The sequence below is a fragment of the Mycobacterium sp. IDUB_17 genome (assembly GCF_055419465.1).
The window spans coordinates 18,663-32,973 of record NZ_JBVAXS010000013.1 but is presented as its reverse complement, the minus strand read 5'-3'; the positions used below and the strand labels follow the sequence as shown (position 1 = coordinate 32,973).

The window sequence follows — 14,311 nt, the reverse complement described above, 5'->3', positions numbered from 1 at the left end:
ACACCCCAGCCCAACGCCTCGCCACCCTCCTCAATCAAGCTGCGTAGCCACGTTGCACTAGCCACTTGACTTTGAGGTGCCGAAAATCGCCACAGCGTTACATACGTGATGCGCAACGGCTTTCACACAAAAACGCGCACCCTCGTGAAATCACGAGGGTGCGCGTAATGCTGAAAACTAGGACTCTTCGGCCAGGCGGTGCTTGAGGGCGTCGAACTCGTCCTTGATGCCGGTGGGCAGCTTCTCACCGACGAACTCGAACCACTCCTCGATCAGCGGGAGCTCGGCCCGCCACTCCTCGGTGTTGACGGCCAGCGCCTCGTCCACGTCGGCCGGATCCACATCGAGCCCGGACAGGTCCAGATCGGCGGCCGTCGGCACGATGCCGATCGGGGTGCTCTTGCCGTCGGCTTTGTGCTCGATGCGCTCGATGGCCCACTTCAGCACGCGGCTGTTCTCGCCGAAGCCCGGCCACAGGAAGCGGCCGTCGTCGCCGCGGCGGAACCAGTTGACGAAGAACACCGCAGGCAGCTTCGACTCATCGGCGTTCTTGCCAATGTTGATCCAGTGCTGGAAGTAGTCACCGACGTTGTAGCCCAGGAACGGCAGCATGGCCATGGGGTCGCGGCGCACGGTACCGACCTTGCCCTCGGCGGCGGCGGTCTGCTCGGAGCCGAGGGTGGCGCCGATGAACACACCGTGCTGCCAATCGCGGGCCTGGGTCACCAGCGGGACGGTGGTCTTGCGACGGCCGCCGAACAGGATCGCCGAGATCGGCACGCCCTGCGGGTCGTCCCACTCCGGCGCCAGCGTCGGGCACTGCGAGATCGGGGTGCAGTAGCGCGAGTTCGGGTGCGCGGCCTTGGATTCCGTCTCGCGCAGGAACCAGTCGTTGCCCTTCCAGTCGATCAGGTGGTCGGGTTCGCCCTCCAGGCCTTCCCACCACACGTCGTTGTCGTCGGTCTTGGCCACGTTGGTGAAGACGGTGTTGCCTGCGGCGATGGTCTTCATCGCGTTGGGGTTGGAATCCCAGTTGGTGCCGGGTGCGACGCCGAAGAAACCGAACTCGGGGTTGACGGCATACAGGCGGCCGTCCTTGCCGAACCGCATCCAGGCGATGTCGTCACCGACGGTCTCGGCACGCCAGCCGGGGATGGTCGGCTGCAGCATCGCGAGGTTGGTCTTGCCGCAGGCCGACGGGAATGCCGCGGCGACGAAGTAGGCCTTGTTCTCCGGGGAGATCAGCTTGACGATCAGCATGTGCTCGGCGAGCCAGCCCTCGTCATGGGCCATCGCCGAGGCGATCCGCAGCGAGTAGCACTTCTTACCCAGCAGAGCGTTGCCGCCGTAGCCCGAGCCGAAGCTCCAGATCTCACGGGTCTCCGGGAAGTGGGTGATGTACTTGGTGTCGTTGCACGGCCACGGCACGTCCTTCTGGCCGGGCTCCAGCGGCGCACCGATCGAGTGCAGCGCCTTGACGAAGAAGCCGTCGTCGCCGATCTTGTCGAGCGCGGCCTGACCCATCCGGGTCATGGTGCGCATCGAGACCACGACGTACTCGGAGTCGGTGATCTCCACACCGAGCTTGGGATCCTCGGCGTCCAGCGGACCCATGCAGAACGGCACCACCCACATGGTGCGGCCGCGCATCGAGCCGCGGTACAGGTCGCTCATGAGCCCGCGCATCTTGGCGGGTTCCATCCAGTTGTTGGTGGGGCCGGCGTCGATCTCACGCTCGGAGCAGATGAAGGTGCGAGACTCGACGCGGGCGACGTCGGACGGATCGGAGAGCGCCAGGTACGAGTTCGGCTGCTTCTCGTCGTTCAGCTTCTGGAAGGTACCCGCCTCGACCAGGTGAGCGGCCAGCCGGTCATACTCCTCAGCGGACCCGTCGGCGAAGACCACCCGATCCGGTTGAGTCAGCTCTGCGACCTCCTGGACCCAGGCCAGCAGACCCTGATGTTTCGTCGGTGCGGTGTCCAGACCCGGAATGGTCGCTGAGGTCATCAAATTCTCCTGCGTAGGTTTGTGGAACCCAAGCCACGTCACGACGCGGTCACGGCTACCCCTTGGGTAGAGGTTAACTCGGGTGACATACCCACGGTGAACCAGTGGTATGTCCGATCACTCACAGGAACGATTCAGATCAACGTTATCAGGTGGTTACTCGCCAGTAGCGTCGCTGTTGCCGTACAGATCCGCCCGCACGGCGTTCAGCGCCCGCTGTAACGGCGGGATCCGTCGGTCTCTCTGGGCCGCCGCCCGCGCGGTCGCGATGGCATGTTCACGCAGTTCGGCGTCCATCGCGGCGGTCTTCTCGGCTACCGCGGCCGCCTCGGTTTCCTCACGGGCCGCCAGCTCGGTGGTGAGCGCAGTCTCCGCGGCCAGGACCCGTTTCGCGACGAGCTCTTCGACCGCCGAACGGAGGGTGGTGGTGATCTCGCCGACCCAGCGATCCAGCACCGCCCGGTCGTGCAACAACCCACGGGTGCCGACCACCCAGATCGCCAGCAGCAGGCCCACCACCGCCCCGACCACCAGGCCGGCCACGGCCAGTCGCGGGGCCGCACCCACCAGTACCCGGCTGACCGCCACCGCCACACCCAGCCCGAAGCCTGCGCCCAGGACGAGCATCAGCCGGGTCTCGAGGGTCCGGGATTTCAGCTGGGGCGACGGCAGGTCGGGGACCCGCGCCGGGGCGGGCGATTCAGGTTCCGTCAACTCAAGTTCGTCCGCCATTCCGCGCAGGTGGGCGGTGACGCCCTCGTCGACCTCACCGACAACCTCGTGCGCGCGTTGCCGGGCGTAGTCCTCGAACGTCTCGATCCGGCGCCGGCCGATGCCCGCGACATCCTCCTGCAATTCGGTGCGCACCGAGTTACACCGGTTGCGGGCGAAATAGCCGAGCTGAACCCTGGCCTGCTGCAATTGACTGCGCAACGCGATGCTGCGCTCGGTACGGGTCAGCCTGCGGGCCCTGGCCACCTCGGCGCGACGCTCCCGCAACACGTCGACGCGGGCCTGGCGGTCGGCGCCGGACCCGTCGGCCTCATACCGGAGGATGACCGCTTCCAGTCGAGTTTCCCAGGCGCGCAACCTGTTCCGGCGCGCGATATCGGGATCGGCGAGCTGGCCGGCGAGCAGTTCGACGAGCTCATCGAGCTGCGGCTCACCGAGATCGGGCGCCGCCGCCACCCCCACCCAGGGCATGCGTTCGTAGCGCGCGTCGCGCTCGCCCAGGATTTCCGCATCGGCGTCGCGCACATCGCGCCAGTCGCGGTACGCATCGATCTTGGACACCACGCCGATCACCAGATCGGTGTATCGCGACGCCAAATCGACCAGGGCACAATCTGATTCAGTAACCGGGGCGGCTGCCGAAACCACGAACACCACAGCCGCCGGCGCCTCGCCGGCCACCAATTCAGTGGATTCCACGAAAGTCGTCTCCGGCATGCGCTCCCGCAGTGCCGCCATCACGCTCGTCGATCCGGCCAGCCATGGACCGGCCACCAGCACCGCATCGCGGGTTTCCACCCCCGGCGAGTTCAGGCCCGGGTCGATCGCGGCCACCAGGGCGTCCGCCTCGGCGATTTTTGCTCCTCGCGTGCCCGCCGCCGCCTGATCCCGGGCCGTATCCACGTCGGTCACCGTCGGCTACCCGTCGCACCCAGCAGTCGCAGGGAACCTCGCACGATGTCGTCACCGCACCGTCGATGCAGGGCATTCACCGGACCGTCGCGGTATTGCCGCCAGCGGCGGGCGCGACAGAGATGGGCATTGTGATCGTCGCCGGGGCCCACCGTCAGCCCTTCGGCCTGCACGACGTCGACGGCGGCGGCCATCACCGCGATCACCGTGTCATCGGCGGCCAGGAAACGCCCCACCGCCGGGCCGCCGACCGCACGCAGCTCAGCCAGTGCCGACCGCACCCGCCGGTACCGGACCGACGCGGCCGCCGCATCGATGGCCGCCAGCACCCGGTCCACCTCGCTGAGCCGTCGCCACAGCCCCGGCAAGGTCTCGGCGTCGACGCCGCGGCTCAACGCCAGCGTGGTGTGGGCGACCCCGAACCGGTCGAGACGTTCGAGCAGCTCGGTACGCACCTCACGCTGCACCCGGTGCGAACCGGCAACGAAGCCGTCGGCCGAGGTCAGGTCGGCAGGCTCGCGGGTCAGCAGCCGCAGCGCATCGAGCAGGTGTGGCCCTGGCGCCCGGGCCACCGCCAGCAGTGCCACCATCGGCACGACCGGCACCCCGGCCGGGTTCTGCAGGCGCTGTGCCCTTCGGTGTGCGGTCGCGATCGGGCCATCCGGCCCCGACCCGGCCAGATCAGCCTTGTTGAGCACCACGACCGTCGGCCGGCCCGCCCGGCGCAGCTCCTCGAGCAGGGCCTCGTCCTCGGGTTTGAGCACCTCGGCGATCACCAGCACCGTGACGTCACCGGCCGCACCGGTCTCGAGGCCCGCACCCGCCAGAGCGGCAGTCACCGTGCTCACCCCCACGCCGCGACGCCCGCGCACATCCACACATAACGGAGCCGACACCCGCGCACAGATCTCCGCCAACCGCGCATCGCCGTCACGGTCGGCAAAGCGTGCGAGCTCGTCTGCGAAAATCTGGCAGCCTTCCCTACGTGGTCACCGGCGCATCCGGGTGCCCCACGAAAAATCGTGACACGGGCCGCGGGCGCGCGCGAACAGAGGTTTACGCCTTAACAGTAGGAGGCAACTGTTGGGTATCAATCTCTACCACGATGCGAGCACATCGCCGCCGATAAGAGACCATGGACGGATGCACCCGTCCAGGTCCGATGTCGGTGGGCCGGCGCCGGCAGATGAAGCGGCCGACGTGCCGCCCGCCCAGCCGCACCGTTTTCCCCGGGTGACCAGCTTCCGTACCCGGCGGTCGACGCTGTCGCCCGCCCAGCAACAGACCTGGAATCGGCTGTGGCCTGAGCTGGGCATCCAAGCCCGTGACGAGGATTCGCAACCCGTCGTCGACGTTGACACCGCGGCGTGGTTCGGCCGCTCTGCCCCGCTGATCCTGGAGATCGGCTCGGGCACCGGCACCTCAACGCTTGCCATGGCCCAGGCCGAACCCGATCTCGATGTGATCGCGGTGGAGGTCTACCGCAAGGGTCTGGCCCAACTGCTCAGCGCGATCGACCGCTCCGGAGAAACCTCATCCCCCGTCACCAACATCCGCATGGTCCGCGGGGACGGCGTCGACGTGCTGGAGCACATGTTCGGCACCGGGACCCTGACCGGGGTGCGGGTGTTCTTCCCGGATCCCTGGCCCAAGGCCCGTCACCACAAGCGCCGTCTGCTGCAGCCGGCCACGGTGGCCCTGATCGCCGATCGGCTGCGGCCCGGCGGAATCCTGCATGCGGCCACCGACCACGCCGGGTATGCCGAGCACATTGCCGAGGTCGGTGACGCCGAACCACTGTTGCGCCGGGTCGACATAGGGGCCACACACCTGCCGATATCGGTCGAACGCCCGGTCACCAAGTACGAGCGCAAAGCCCTGGCCGGTCCCGACGTCACCGAGCTGGTCTGGGAGAAACGGCCATGAGTGTGACCGAAGACATGCAGAACGAGTCCGCGCAGGTGGAGGCGGGTGCCACTGCCACCCCCGCGCGCCGCGTATTGCTCGTGTGGGACGCCCCCAATCTGGACATGGGACTCGGCGCGATCCTCGGCGGCCGCCCGACCGCCGCGCACCGTCCACGGTTCGACGCTCTGGGCCGGTGGCTGCTGGGGTACACATCAGATCTGGTCTCCGAAGCCGGCGATGACGAGGATGTATCGCTGGAGCCGGAGGCCACCGTCTTCACCAACATCGCCCCAGGTAGCGCCGATGTGGTGCGCCCGTGGGTGGAGGCGTTGCGTAACGTGGGTTTCGCCGTCTTCGCCAAGCCGAAGATCGACGATGACAGCGATGTCGACAGCGACATGCTCGAGCACATCGCCCTGCGTCGCAGAGAAGGACTGGCAGCGGTCCTCGTGGCCTCGGCTGACGGGCAAGCGTTCCGCCAGCCCCTGGAAGAAATCGCCCGTGAAGGCACCCCCGTGCAGGTGCTCGGATTTCGCGAACATGCGAGCTGGGCGTTAGCGTCGGATACCTTGGAGTTTGTCGATCTGGAGGACATTCCTGGTGTGTTCCGGGAACCGTTGCCACGGATCGGACTGGACTCGCTGCCCGAGCAGGGAGCATGGCTGCAGCCGTTCCGGCCGCTGTCATCGCTACTAACCGCACGTGCGTAACAACTGAAGACCTACGTCCAGTCCGTGCGCGGGTCACCACAAGTTTTAAAGCGAAGTATTGAAGCGTTAGGAGCCTAAGTGTTCGCCTGGTGGGGTCGAACGGTGTACCAGTTGAGGTACATCGTCATCGGTGTCATGGTGGCGCTGTGCCTAGGTGGCGGCCTCTATGGCGCCAGTCTCGGAGAGCACGTCACTCAGAGTGGTTTCTACGACGAGGGCAGCCAGTCGGTCCAGGCGTCGCTGTTGGGCGACGAGGTTTACGGCCGTGACCGGACCAGCCATATCGTCGCCATCCTGACGCCGCCGGATGACAAGAAGGTCACCGACAAGGCGTGGCAGAAGAAGGTCACTGCGGAACTGGACCAGGTGGTCAAGGATCACCCGGACCAGATAGTCGGTTGGGTGGGTTGGCTCAAAGCCCCCGACACCACCGACGAACTCGTCAACCAGATGAAGACGCAGGACCTGAAGCACACCTTCATCAGCGTGCCGCTCAAGGGCGACGACGACGACACGATTCTGAAGAATTACCAAGTCATCGAGCCTGACCTTCGGAAGGTCAACGACGGCGACATCAAACTGGCCGGGCTGAACCCACTGGCCAGCGAGTTGACCGGCACGATCGGCACCGACCAGAAACGCGCCGAGCTGGCAATTGTGCCATTGGTCGCCGTGGTGCTGTTCTTTGTGTTCGGCGGAGCGGTCGCCGCGGCCCTGCCCGCCATCATCGGTGGCCTGACGATCGCCGGCGCTCTGGGCATCCTGAGACTCACCGCCGAGTTCGGGCCCGTGCACTTCTTCGCCCAGCCGGTGGTGACGATGATGGGCTTCGGCATCGCCATCGACTACGGCCTGTTCATCGTCAGCCGGTTCCGAGAGGAGCTGGCCGAGGGCTATGACACCGAGGCCGCGGTACGAAGATCGGTGATGACGTCGGGACGAACCGTCGCGTTCTCCTCGGTGATCATCGTGGCGTCCTCGCTGCCGCTGCTGCTGATCCCGCTCGGCTTCCTGAAATCCATCACCTACGCCATCATCGCCTCAGTACTGCTGGCGGCATTCCTGTCGATCACCGTGCTGCCCGCAGTGCTGGCCATCCTGGGACCCAGAGTCGACGCACTGGGTGTGACGACATTGCTGAAGGTGCCGTTCCTGGCCAACTGGCCGTTCTCCCGGAAGATCATCGACTGGTTCGCCGAGAAGACCCAGAAGACGAAAACCCGCGAAGAAGTCGAACAGGGCTTCTGGGGCAAGCTCGTCAACGTCGTGATGAAGCGGCCCATCGCCTTCGCCACCCCGATCCTGGTCGTGATGACCCTCCTCGTCATCCCGCTCGGCCAGCTCGCGCTTGGCGGTATGAGCGAGAAGTACCTGCCGCCGGACAACTCGGTGCGCATGGCCCAGGAGGAGTTCGACAAACTCTTCTCCAGTTTCCGGACCGAGCCGCTGACCATGGTCATCCAAAGTGACGACGGCAAACCGGTCACCGACCAGCAGCTCGCCGAGCTACGTTCCAAGGCCGCGACGGTCTCCGGCTTCACCGACGCCGACAACCCGTCCAAGATGTGGCAGGAACGCAACGCACAGGAAAGCGGAACCAAGGATCCGTCGGTGCGCAGCATCCAGAACGGCCTGGTCAACAGCAGCGACGCACCCGCGAAGATCAACGAACTGCGGGCCCTGCCCGCACCCCACGGCACTCAGGTCTACGTGGGCGGCACGCCGGCTCTGGCGCAGGACAGTATTCAGAGCCTCTTCGACAACCTGCCGCTGCTGGCGGTGATCCTGGTCCTCACCACGACGGTGCTGATGTTCCTGGCGTTCGGATCCATCGTGCTGCCGATCAAGGCCGCCCTTATGAGCGCACTGACACTCGGGTCCACGATGGGCATCCTGACCTGGATGTTCGTCGAAGGTGGTCATGGATCCGGGCTGCTCAACTACACCCCGCAACCACTGATGGCACCGATGATCGGGTTGATCATCGCAGTGATCTGGGGTCTGTCCACCGACTACGAGGTCTTTCTCGTATCCCGCATGGTGGAGGCCCGGGAACGCGGCATGTCCACCGCGGAGGCCATCCGGATCGGTACCGCGACCACCGGCCGCCTGATCACCGGTGCGGCCCTAGTGCTGGCAGTGGTGGTCGGTGCATTCGCCTTCTCCGACCTGGTGATGATGAAGTACCTGGCCTTCGGTCTGCTCATCGCTCTGCTGTTGGACGCCACGGTCATCCGTATGTTCCTGGTGCCCGCCATCATGAAGCTGCTCGGTGACGATTGCTGGTGGGCTCCGCACTGGATGAAACGCGTCCAGGAGAAGCTCGGCCTCGGTGAGACCGAACTGCCCGACGAGCGCAAGCGTCCGATGGCTCAGGAGTCCGGCGAGGACCCACGCGCCCTGGCCGGCGTCGGCGCCCTGCCGGCACCGCGGCCGCACGATCCGACCCATCCCGCGGCCGAGCCCATGCGCCCGCAGATGCCGCGGACCAATGCGCCCTCGGCCGCAGGTACCGCGCGGATCAACCCGCCCCAGGCCCCGCCCCAGGCCCAGTCCCACCAGCAGCCCAATCAAGAACCGGCCACCACCAAGTTCGCGATGGCGCGCAACGCCGTCCGCAACGCGGTGAACACGGCGGTCAACACGGTCAACACCGCGGCGGGTAACACCAGCGCCGGCACCGAGCGCACGCCGCAGCCGACCGGACGTCCTGCCGGTGGGCCGACGGCTCCCCCGCAGCGCGAAGACCGTGAGATTGAATCGTGGTTGGGTGCGCTGCGCGGCGGTCCGGCCAAGGGCGGCCCGTCCAACGGCACCCCGCCGCCTCCGCCTCCGCCCCCGCCCGCACCGCGTCCGTCCGCCGACGCCACCCGTGCGATGCCGCAACAGCAGCGTCCGCCCGCCGGTGGTGAGAGCGCACCGACGACGGCGTTCGGCGCACAGCGGCCGGGTCCGGGGCCGGTGCCGGGTCCGAATCCGCGCCAGCGTGATCAGGACCCGTCGACCCAGAAGTTCGACCCCCGCGACGACGAACCCCCTCGTCGCGGGGGCGGGATGAGCGCGCAGGACCTGCTGCGTCGCGAGGGCCGGCTGTAAGAACTCGCCGATCGAATGTCGGCTTGTGCTCGATGATTCGCTGGAATCTCGACGACAAGCCGACATTCGGCGCTAGTCGTCTGCTTCGTCCGGAGGAACCCCGACGACGACACCCTCTGCCTCCGCCAGTTGCGCTTCCTCGGCGTCCGGGTCCTCGGCCAGCAGGACCCGGGTCGCGCTGTTGATGAACGCCACGGTGGGCACCGCGAGCAGAGCGCCGACAATGCCGGCCAGCACACCGCCGCCCGCGATGGCCAACACCACCGCCAGCGGGTGGATCGACACCGCGCGCCCCATCACCAGTGGTTGCAGCACATGGCCTTCCAGCTGCTGCACCGCGATGATCAGCCCCAGCGTGATCAGGGCGTAGACGAATCCCTTGGCCAGCAGCGCCACCACCACCGCCAGGAATCCGGCGACGACGGCACCGACCAGCGGGATGAAGGCACCCATGAACACCAGCGAGGCCAGCGGCAGCGCCAGTGGGATACCCATGATCGCCAAGCCGGTACCGATGCCGAGCGCGTCGACCAGGGCCACCAGGAACGTCGCTCGCATGTAGCCGCCCAACGAGTGGAAGCCGGCCCGCCCGGCGTCACGAACCCGCTCACGCACATGGGTCGGGAACACCTTGGTGACGAACGCGAAGATGTTGCGGCCGCCCTGGAGCAGGAAGATCAGCGTGAACAGCACCAAGAGCGCGCCGGTGAGAAGTTCGGTGAGGGTGCCCGCGGTGGACAACGCCCCGGTGGTGAGCTTCTCCTGGTTGCGTTGCAGCGCCTCGATCGCGGTGTTGCCGGCCTGGTCGATCTGCTCCTTGCTCAGCTGCAGCGGGCCGTTGATCAGCCAGTTGCGCAGCCCGTCGATGCTTCGGGTCACCTGTTCCACGAGTTGTGGTGCACCCTCGATGAATTGGGAGATGACGAAGCTCAGGATGCCGCCCACCACAGCGAAGCTCGCGAGCAGAACCAGCGCAACGGCGGCGCCGCGCGGGGCACCGCGGCGGTCCATGAAGTCGACGGCGGGCAGCAGCAACGCCGCGACCATGGTGGCCAGCGCCACCGGCACCACGATCACCTCAAGGTGTTTGATGAGCCACAGCAGTGCCACGACGGCCGCGAATATGACGAGCAGCCGCCATGACCAGGCCGCAACCTTGCGGACGAACGGCGTAACGGCCTCATCAGCAACAGGATCCAGTGCCATCTCGGTAGCGTAATGCGGCGCGCCCAGCAACCGGCGATGTCGACACGACCTGCGCGGTTACCCTGTAGGGCGTGTCACAGGACGCGCCGGCCGACACGGCCCGGGCCCGGGCCGGCTCAACGCGCGGCAAGTACTGGTGGGCCCGATGGGTGGTCATCGCACTCGCGGTCACGGTTCTCGCCGTCGAAGTGACCCTGGTCTGGGACCAGCTCGCGAAGGCATGGCGCAGCCTGCTGACCGCAAATGGATGGTGGGTGCTGGCGGCGGTGGGTGCCGCGATGGCCTCGATGCACAGCTTCGCCCAGATCCAGCGGACCCTGCTGCGCTCGGCGGGTGTGCCCGTCAAGCAGTGGCGGTCGGAGGCCGCGTTCTACGCCGGTAACGCACTGTCGACCACCATGCCCGGCGGCCCGGTGCTCTCGGCGACGTTCGTATACCGCCAACAACGCATCTGGGGTGCCTCACCACTGGTGGCCTCGTGGCAGCTGGTGATGTCGGGCGTGCTGCAGGTCGTGGGCCTGGCACTGCTCGGCCTCGGCGGAGCACTCCTGCTCGGCGCCAGCAAGAACCCGCTGTCGCTGATCTTCTCGCTCGGCGCGTTCCTCGCGATCATCTTGCTGGCCCAGGCCGTGGCCACCAGACCCGAGCTGATCGACGGCATCGGGGCCAAGGTGCTGTCGTGGGTTAATTCGTTGCGCGGCAAGCCTTCAGACGCCGGGCTGACGAAATGGCGCGAGATCCTGCAGCAGTTGGAGTCCGTCAACCTGGGCCGACGGGACCTCGCGGTGGCGTTCAGTTGGTCGATGTTCAACTGGATCGCCGACGTGGCCTGCCTGGCATTCGCCTGCTACGCCGCGGGCGGTCACCCGTCACTGGCCGGCGTCACCGTCGCCTACGCCGCGGCCCGGGCGGTGGGCTCGATCCCGTTGATGCCGGGCGGTCTACTGGTGGTGGAGGCCGTCCTCGTGCCCGGGCTGGTCTCCTCCGGACTGACGCTGGCCTCTGCCATCTCCGCGATGCTCATCTACCGGCTGGTCAGCTGGATCTTCATCTCCACGATCGGCTGGGTGGTGTTCTTCTTCATGTTCCGCACCGAGAAGGACATCGACCCCGACGTGAACACGGACACGGCAACCGACTCTTCAAAACCCGAATCCGAACGCTAGGAGACGTCTATGCGAGTCCGGTACCCGATCGCAGTACTCGTCCTGACTTTGGCCGGGTGCTCGTCGGCGCAGACTCCCCAGTCGGAGTCCACCACAACCACCACCCCGCCGCCGGCTGTCACGCCGGTTGTGGGATCGGTTCTGGCAGAACCGGTTCCGGTTGCGGCCACCGACGGCCGCACCCACCTGGCCTACGAGCTGATGTTGACCAACACCTCGCCGGCCAATGTCACCCTCAACTCGCTGAGCGCCACCACGGCCGACCGCAAACTACTCACCCTGTCCGGGGACAGCCTCAAGTACTGGACCAGGGCCGTGGGTAATTCCGCCGTCGGAACCAACGTGCTCGGCCCCGGCCAGAGCGCCTACGTGTGGCTGGACGTCGTCGCCGACGATCCGACGCAGGTGCCAGGAGAACTCAACCACGAACTCGGGATCACCATGGCCAAGCCGATGCCGCCACTGGTCCCGCCGACCCTGACCGAGTCGGTGGCGCCGGTGGCGGTGCAGACCCGAAAGCCGGTATCCATCGTCCCGCCGCTGACCGGCGAGAACTGGTTGGACGCCAACAGTTGCTGCGATATGACGCCGCACCGCATGGCGCTGAATCCGATCAACGGAAAAGTCTGGGCTGCAGAACGATTCGCGATCGACTATGTGCAGCTCGGCGCCGATGGGCGGCTGTTCACCGGGGACCGGGCCAAGGTCGCGAGCTACCCGTATTTCGGCTCCGAGATCCACGCGGTGGCCGACGGACCGGTGGTCGCGGTGCTCGACGGACTGAACGAGCAGGTCCCCGGTGTCACGCCGAGCGGCCTCACCTTGCAGCAGTACGGCGGCAACCACATCGTGCAGGACATCGGGGACGGCAACTACGCCTTCTACGCCCACCTGCAACCGAACAGCCTCAAGGTCAAGCCCGGAGACAAACTCAGCGCCGGGCAGGTCATCGGCGCCCTGGGCAACTCCGGCAACTCCGATGCACCGCACCTGCACTTCCATGTGATGGACGGGCCGGATCCGTTGGCGTCCAATGGCTTACCATTTACCTTCAAATCGTTCCGGCTCGATTCGCGGCTGACCTCGCTGGCCGCCGCCGATGCGCTCTTCGACGGCAAGCCGGCCGCACGGCAACCGGGCTTCGCCGAGCGCGACCAAACCGACGTCAGCCCACTGGTACTGGATGTGATGACCTATGCGACGAGCTAGCGCACTAGCCCTCCTCACCGACCTCATCTGCGTCGTCGTGTTCTGCACGATCGGACGGCGCAGCCACGCCGAGGGCCTCACGGTGGCCGGCGTGGCCGAGACAGCGTGGCCGTTTCTGACCGGGACCCTGGTGGGTTGGCTGCTTTCCCGCGGCTGGCAGCGTCCGACGTCGTTGGCGCCCACCGGCATCGTGGTGTGGATCAGCACGGTGGTGGTCGGCATGGTGCTGCGCAAACTGACCTCGGCCGGCGTGGCCGTCAGCTTCATCATCGTCGCCTCCCTGACAACCGCGCTGCTGCTGTTGGGCTGGCGCGCGGTGGCCATGGCCGGGGATCGAATCCGGAATCACTGACAGCTTCCGGCGACAGCTTCCCATCTCCGGATGAGGCGGCGGCAGGCCTGGACGAGCTCAGCGGGTCTCACCTCGGTGAGGTCGGTATCGAAGGTGGCGAGAATTCCCGCCACACCAGCCCAGGACCAAGCGCCGACGGTCAGGCGACAATGCTCCGCATCGAGGTGCTCGACGACCGATCCGCCGGGCGCAAAGCGCGCGACCGTTTCGGTGGGCAGGTTGAGTCGAGCTGTTCCCGTGCACTCCCATCTGGCCGGGGTATCCCCTCGGTCGTGGCTGGTCATGACAAACTGTGCGACGTCCCCGCCGGGCAGATCTCTCGGTGTGAACGGGATGCCGGTCGGTGGGTGCAGATGCAGACTGTCGAGGCGATGTACGCGCCACGCGCCTCCTGCCGGATCACGGCCGACCAGGTACCAGCGGGCGGCCCAGACCACCAGGTGGTGGGGTTCGATGCGGCGGGCCGGGGCGAAATCGGCATCGGCCGGGTCCGCGCGGGTGCCGTCGGATCTGAGCGTCTCGGCGACGAGCAGGTGGCGGTTCCGGACTGCGCTGCCCACCGCCCTCAGCGCCTCGGTGTCAATCGGGGGCGCGGCGAACTCCCAGTAGTTCTGCACGCTGGTCAGCTGCAGCGACTCCATGGCAGCGCGCAACCTGGCAGGCACGATCTGCTTGAGAGTCTCCAGAGCCCGGGCGGCGTCGTCTCCGAGCCCGAAGACGGTGCCGGGGGCGGTCTGTAACGCCACCGCGACCGCGAGGGCCTGACCGTCATCGAACAACTGCGGCGGCAGCGCGTGACCGACGCCCAGCTGATACCCACCCTCCGGGCCGTGCACAGTCGCGATCGGATAGTCGAGCAGGCGCAATGTCTCGATGTCGCGCCTGACAGTACGTTCGCTGACGCCGAGCCGGGAGGCGAGTTCACCCAGCGGCCAACGACGCCGGGTCGCGAGCAATGAGAGCAGACGCAGCGTTCGCCGTGAGGTATCGGCCATCGTCACATCATGCTGCCC

At 66.9% G+C, this 14,311-nt stretch carries 11 protein-coding genes; 6 read left to right on the top strand and 5 right to left on the bottom strand.

Annotated features, from left to right (window positions below):
- Nucleotides 1–177 precede the first annotated feature (177 nt).
- The 3 genes from ACZYZ7_RS31755 to ACZYZ7_RS31745 form a co-directional block, all read right to left on the bottom strand.
- Nucleotides 178–2,007: a phosphoenolpyruvate carboxykinase (GTP) gene (locus ACZYZ7_RS31755; protein WP_135451522.1), complete on the bottom strand. Its 1,830-nt coding sequence runs from the start codon at nucleotides 2,005–2,007 to the stop codon at nucleotides 178–180.
- A 156-nt stretch (nucleotides 2,008–2,163) separates the two neighbouring features.
- The gene (locus ACZYZ7_RS31750) at nucleotides 2,164–3,642 is read right to left on the bottom strand and encodes a hypothetical protein (RefSeq protein ID WP_450073102.1); all 1,479 of its coding nucleotides are present in this window, start codon (nucleotides 3,640–3,642) and stop codon (nucleotides 2,164–2,166) included.
- A 5-nt stretch (nucleotides 3,643–3,647) separates the two neighbouring features.
- On the bottom strand, nucleotides 3,648–4,490 hold the full coding sequence (locus ACZYZ7_RS31745) for a P-loop NTPase family protein (protein WP_463742575.1): 843 nt from the start codon (nucleotides 4,488–4,490) through the stop codon (nucleotides 3,648–3,650).
- Nucleotides 4,491–4,776: 286 nt separating this feature from the next.
- Here ACZYZ7_RS31745 and trmB point away from each other — a divergent pair, with 286 nt between their 5' ends.
- The 3 genes from trmB (at nucleotide 4,777) to mmpL3 (ending at nucleotide 9,365) form a co-directional block, all read left to right on the top strand.
- Nucleotides 4,777–5,577, top strand: a complete 801-nt coding sequence (gene trmB, locus ACZYZ7_RS31740) for a tRNA (guanosine(46)-N7)-methyltransferase TrmB (protein WP_167858062.1) — start codon at nucleotides 4,777–4,779, stop codon at nucleotides 5,575–5,577.
- The gene (locus ACZYZ7_RS31735) at nucleotides 5,574–6,269 is read left to right on the top strand and encodes an NYN domain-containing protein (protein WP_463742574.1); all 696 of its coding nucleotides are present in this window, start codon (nucleotides 5,574–5,576) and stop codon (nucleotides 6,267–6,269) included. Before trmB ends, ACZYZ7_RS31735 begins: the two co-directional genes overlap by 4 nt.
- Nucleotides 6,270–6,347: 78 nt before the next feature.
- Nucleotides 6,348–9,365: a trehalose monomycolate exporter MmpL3 gene (mmpL3, locus tag ACZYZ7_RS31730; protein ID WP_463742573.1), complete on the top strand. Its 3,018-nt coding sequence runs from the start codon at nucleotides 6,348–6,350 to the stop codon at nucleotides 9,363–9,365.
- Between the two features lie 72 nt (nucleotides 9,366–9,437).
- Here the strand turns inward: mmpL3 and ACZYZ7_RS31725 are convergent, their stop codons facing one another.
- Nucleotides 9,438–10,571: an AI-2E family transporter gene (locus tag ACZYZ7_RS31725; RefSeq protein ID WP_135451518.1), complete on the bottom strand. Its 1,134-nt coding sequence runs from the start codon at nucleotides 10,569–10,571 to the stop codon at nucleotides 9,438–9,440.
- Between the two features lie 71 nt (nucleotides 10,572–10,642).
- Between ACZYZ7_RS31725 and ACZYZ7_RS31720 the strand changes: the two genes are divergently transcribed.
- The 3 genes from ACZYZ7_RS31720 to ACZYZ7_RS31710 are packed head-to-tail and all read left to right on the top strand — an operon-like array spanning nucleotide 10,643 to nucleotide 13,298.
- The gene (locus tag ACZYZ7_RS31720) at nucleotides 10,643–11,737 is read left to right on the top strand and encodes a lysylphosphatidylglycerol synthase transmembrane domain-containing protein (protein WP_450073099.1); all 1,095 of its coding nucleotides are present in this window, start codon (nucleotides 10,643–10,645) and stop codon (nucleotides 11,735–11,737) included.
- A gap of 9 nt (nucleotides 11,738–11,746) precedes the next feature.
- Entirely contained in the window at nucleotides 11,747–12,946 is a 1,200-nt protein-coding gene (locus ACZYZ7_RS31715) for a M23 family metallopeptidase (protein ID WP_135451516.1), read from the top strand.
- Nucleotides 12,933–13,298: a DUF3054 domain-containing protein gene (locus ACZYZ7_RS31710; RefSeq protein WP_450073097.1), complete on the top strand. Its 366-nt coding sequence runs from the start codon at nucleotides 12,933–12,935 to the stop codon at nucleotides 13,296–13,298. Before ACZYZ7_RS31715 ends, ACZYZ7_RS31710 begins: the two co-directional genes overlap by 14 nt.
- Here the strand turns inward: ACZYZ7_RS31710 and ACZYZ7_RS31705 are convergent.
- The gene (locus ACZYZ7_RS31705) at nucleotides 13,292–14,293 is read right to left on the bottom strand and encodes a helix-turn-helix transcriptional regulator (RefSeq protein ID WP_463742572.1); all 1,002 of its coding nucleotides are present in this window, start codon (nucleotides 14,291–14,293) and stop codon (nucleotides 13,292–13,294) included. The genes ACZYZ7_RS31710 and ACZYZ7_RS31705 overlap by 7 nt on opposite strands.
- Between the last annotated feature and the right edge of the window lie 18 nt (nucleotides 14,294–14,311).

Excerpts from the sequence above, each read along its gene's own strand:
- ACZYZ7_RS31755 (WP_135451522.1), bottom strand. The coding sequence starts at position 2,007 with ATGACCTCAGCGACCATTCCGGGTCTGGACACCGCACCGACGAAACAT.
- ACZYZ7_RS31735 (WP_463742574.1), top strand. The coding sequence starts at position 5,574 with ATGAGTGTGACCGAAGACATGCAGAACGAGTCCGCGCAGGTGGAGGCG.
- ACZYZ7_RS31725 (WP_135451518.1), bottom strand. The coding sequence starts at position 10,571 with ATGGCACTGGATCCTGTTGCTGATGAGGCCGTTACGCCGTTCGTCCGC.
- ACZYZ7_RS31715 (WP_135451516.1), top strand. The coding sequence starts at position 11,747 with ATGCGAGTCCGGTACCCGATCGCAGTACTCGTCCTGACTTTGGCCGGG.
- ACZYZ7_RS31710 (WP_450073097.1), top strand. The coding sequence starts at position 12,933 with ATGCGACGAGCTAGCGCACTAGCCCTCCTCACCGACCTCATCTGCGTC.
- ACZYZ7_RS31705 (WP_463742572.1), bottom strand. The coding sequence starts at position 14,293 with ATGGCCGATACCTCACGGCGAACGCTGCGTCTGCTCTCATTGCTCGCG.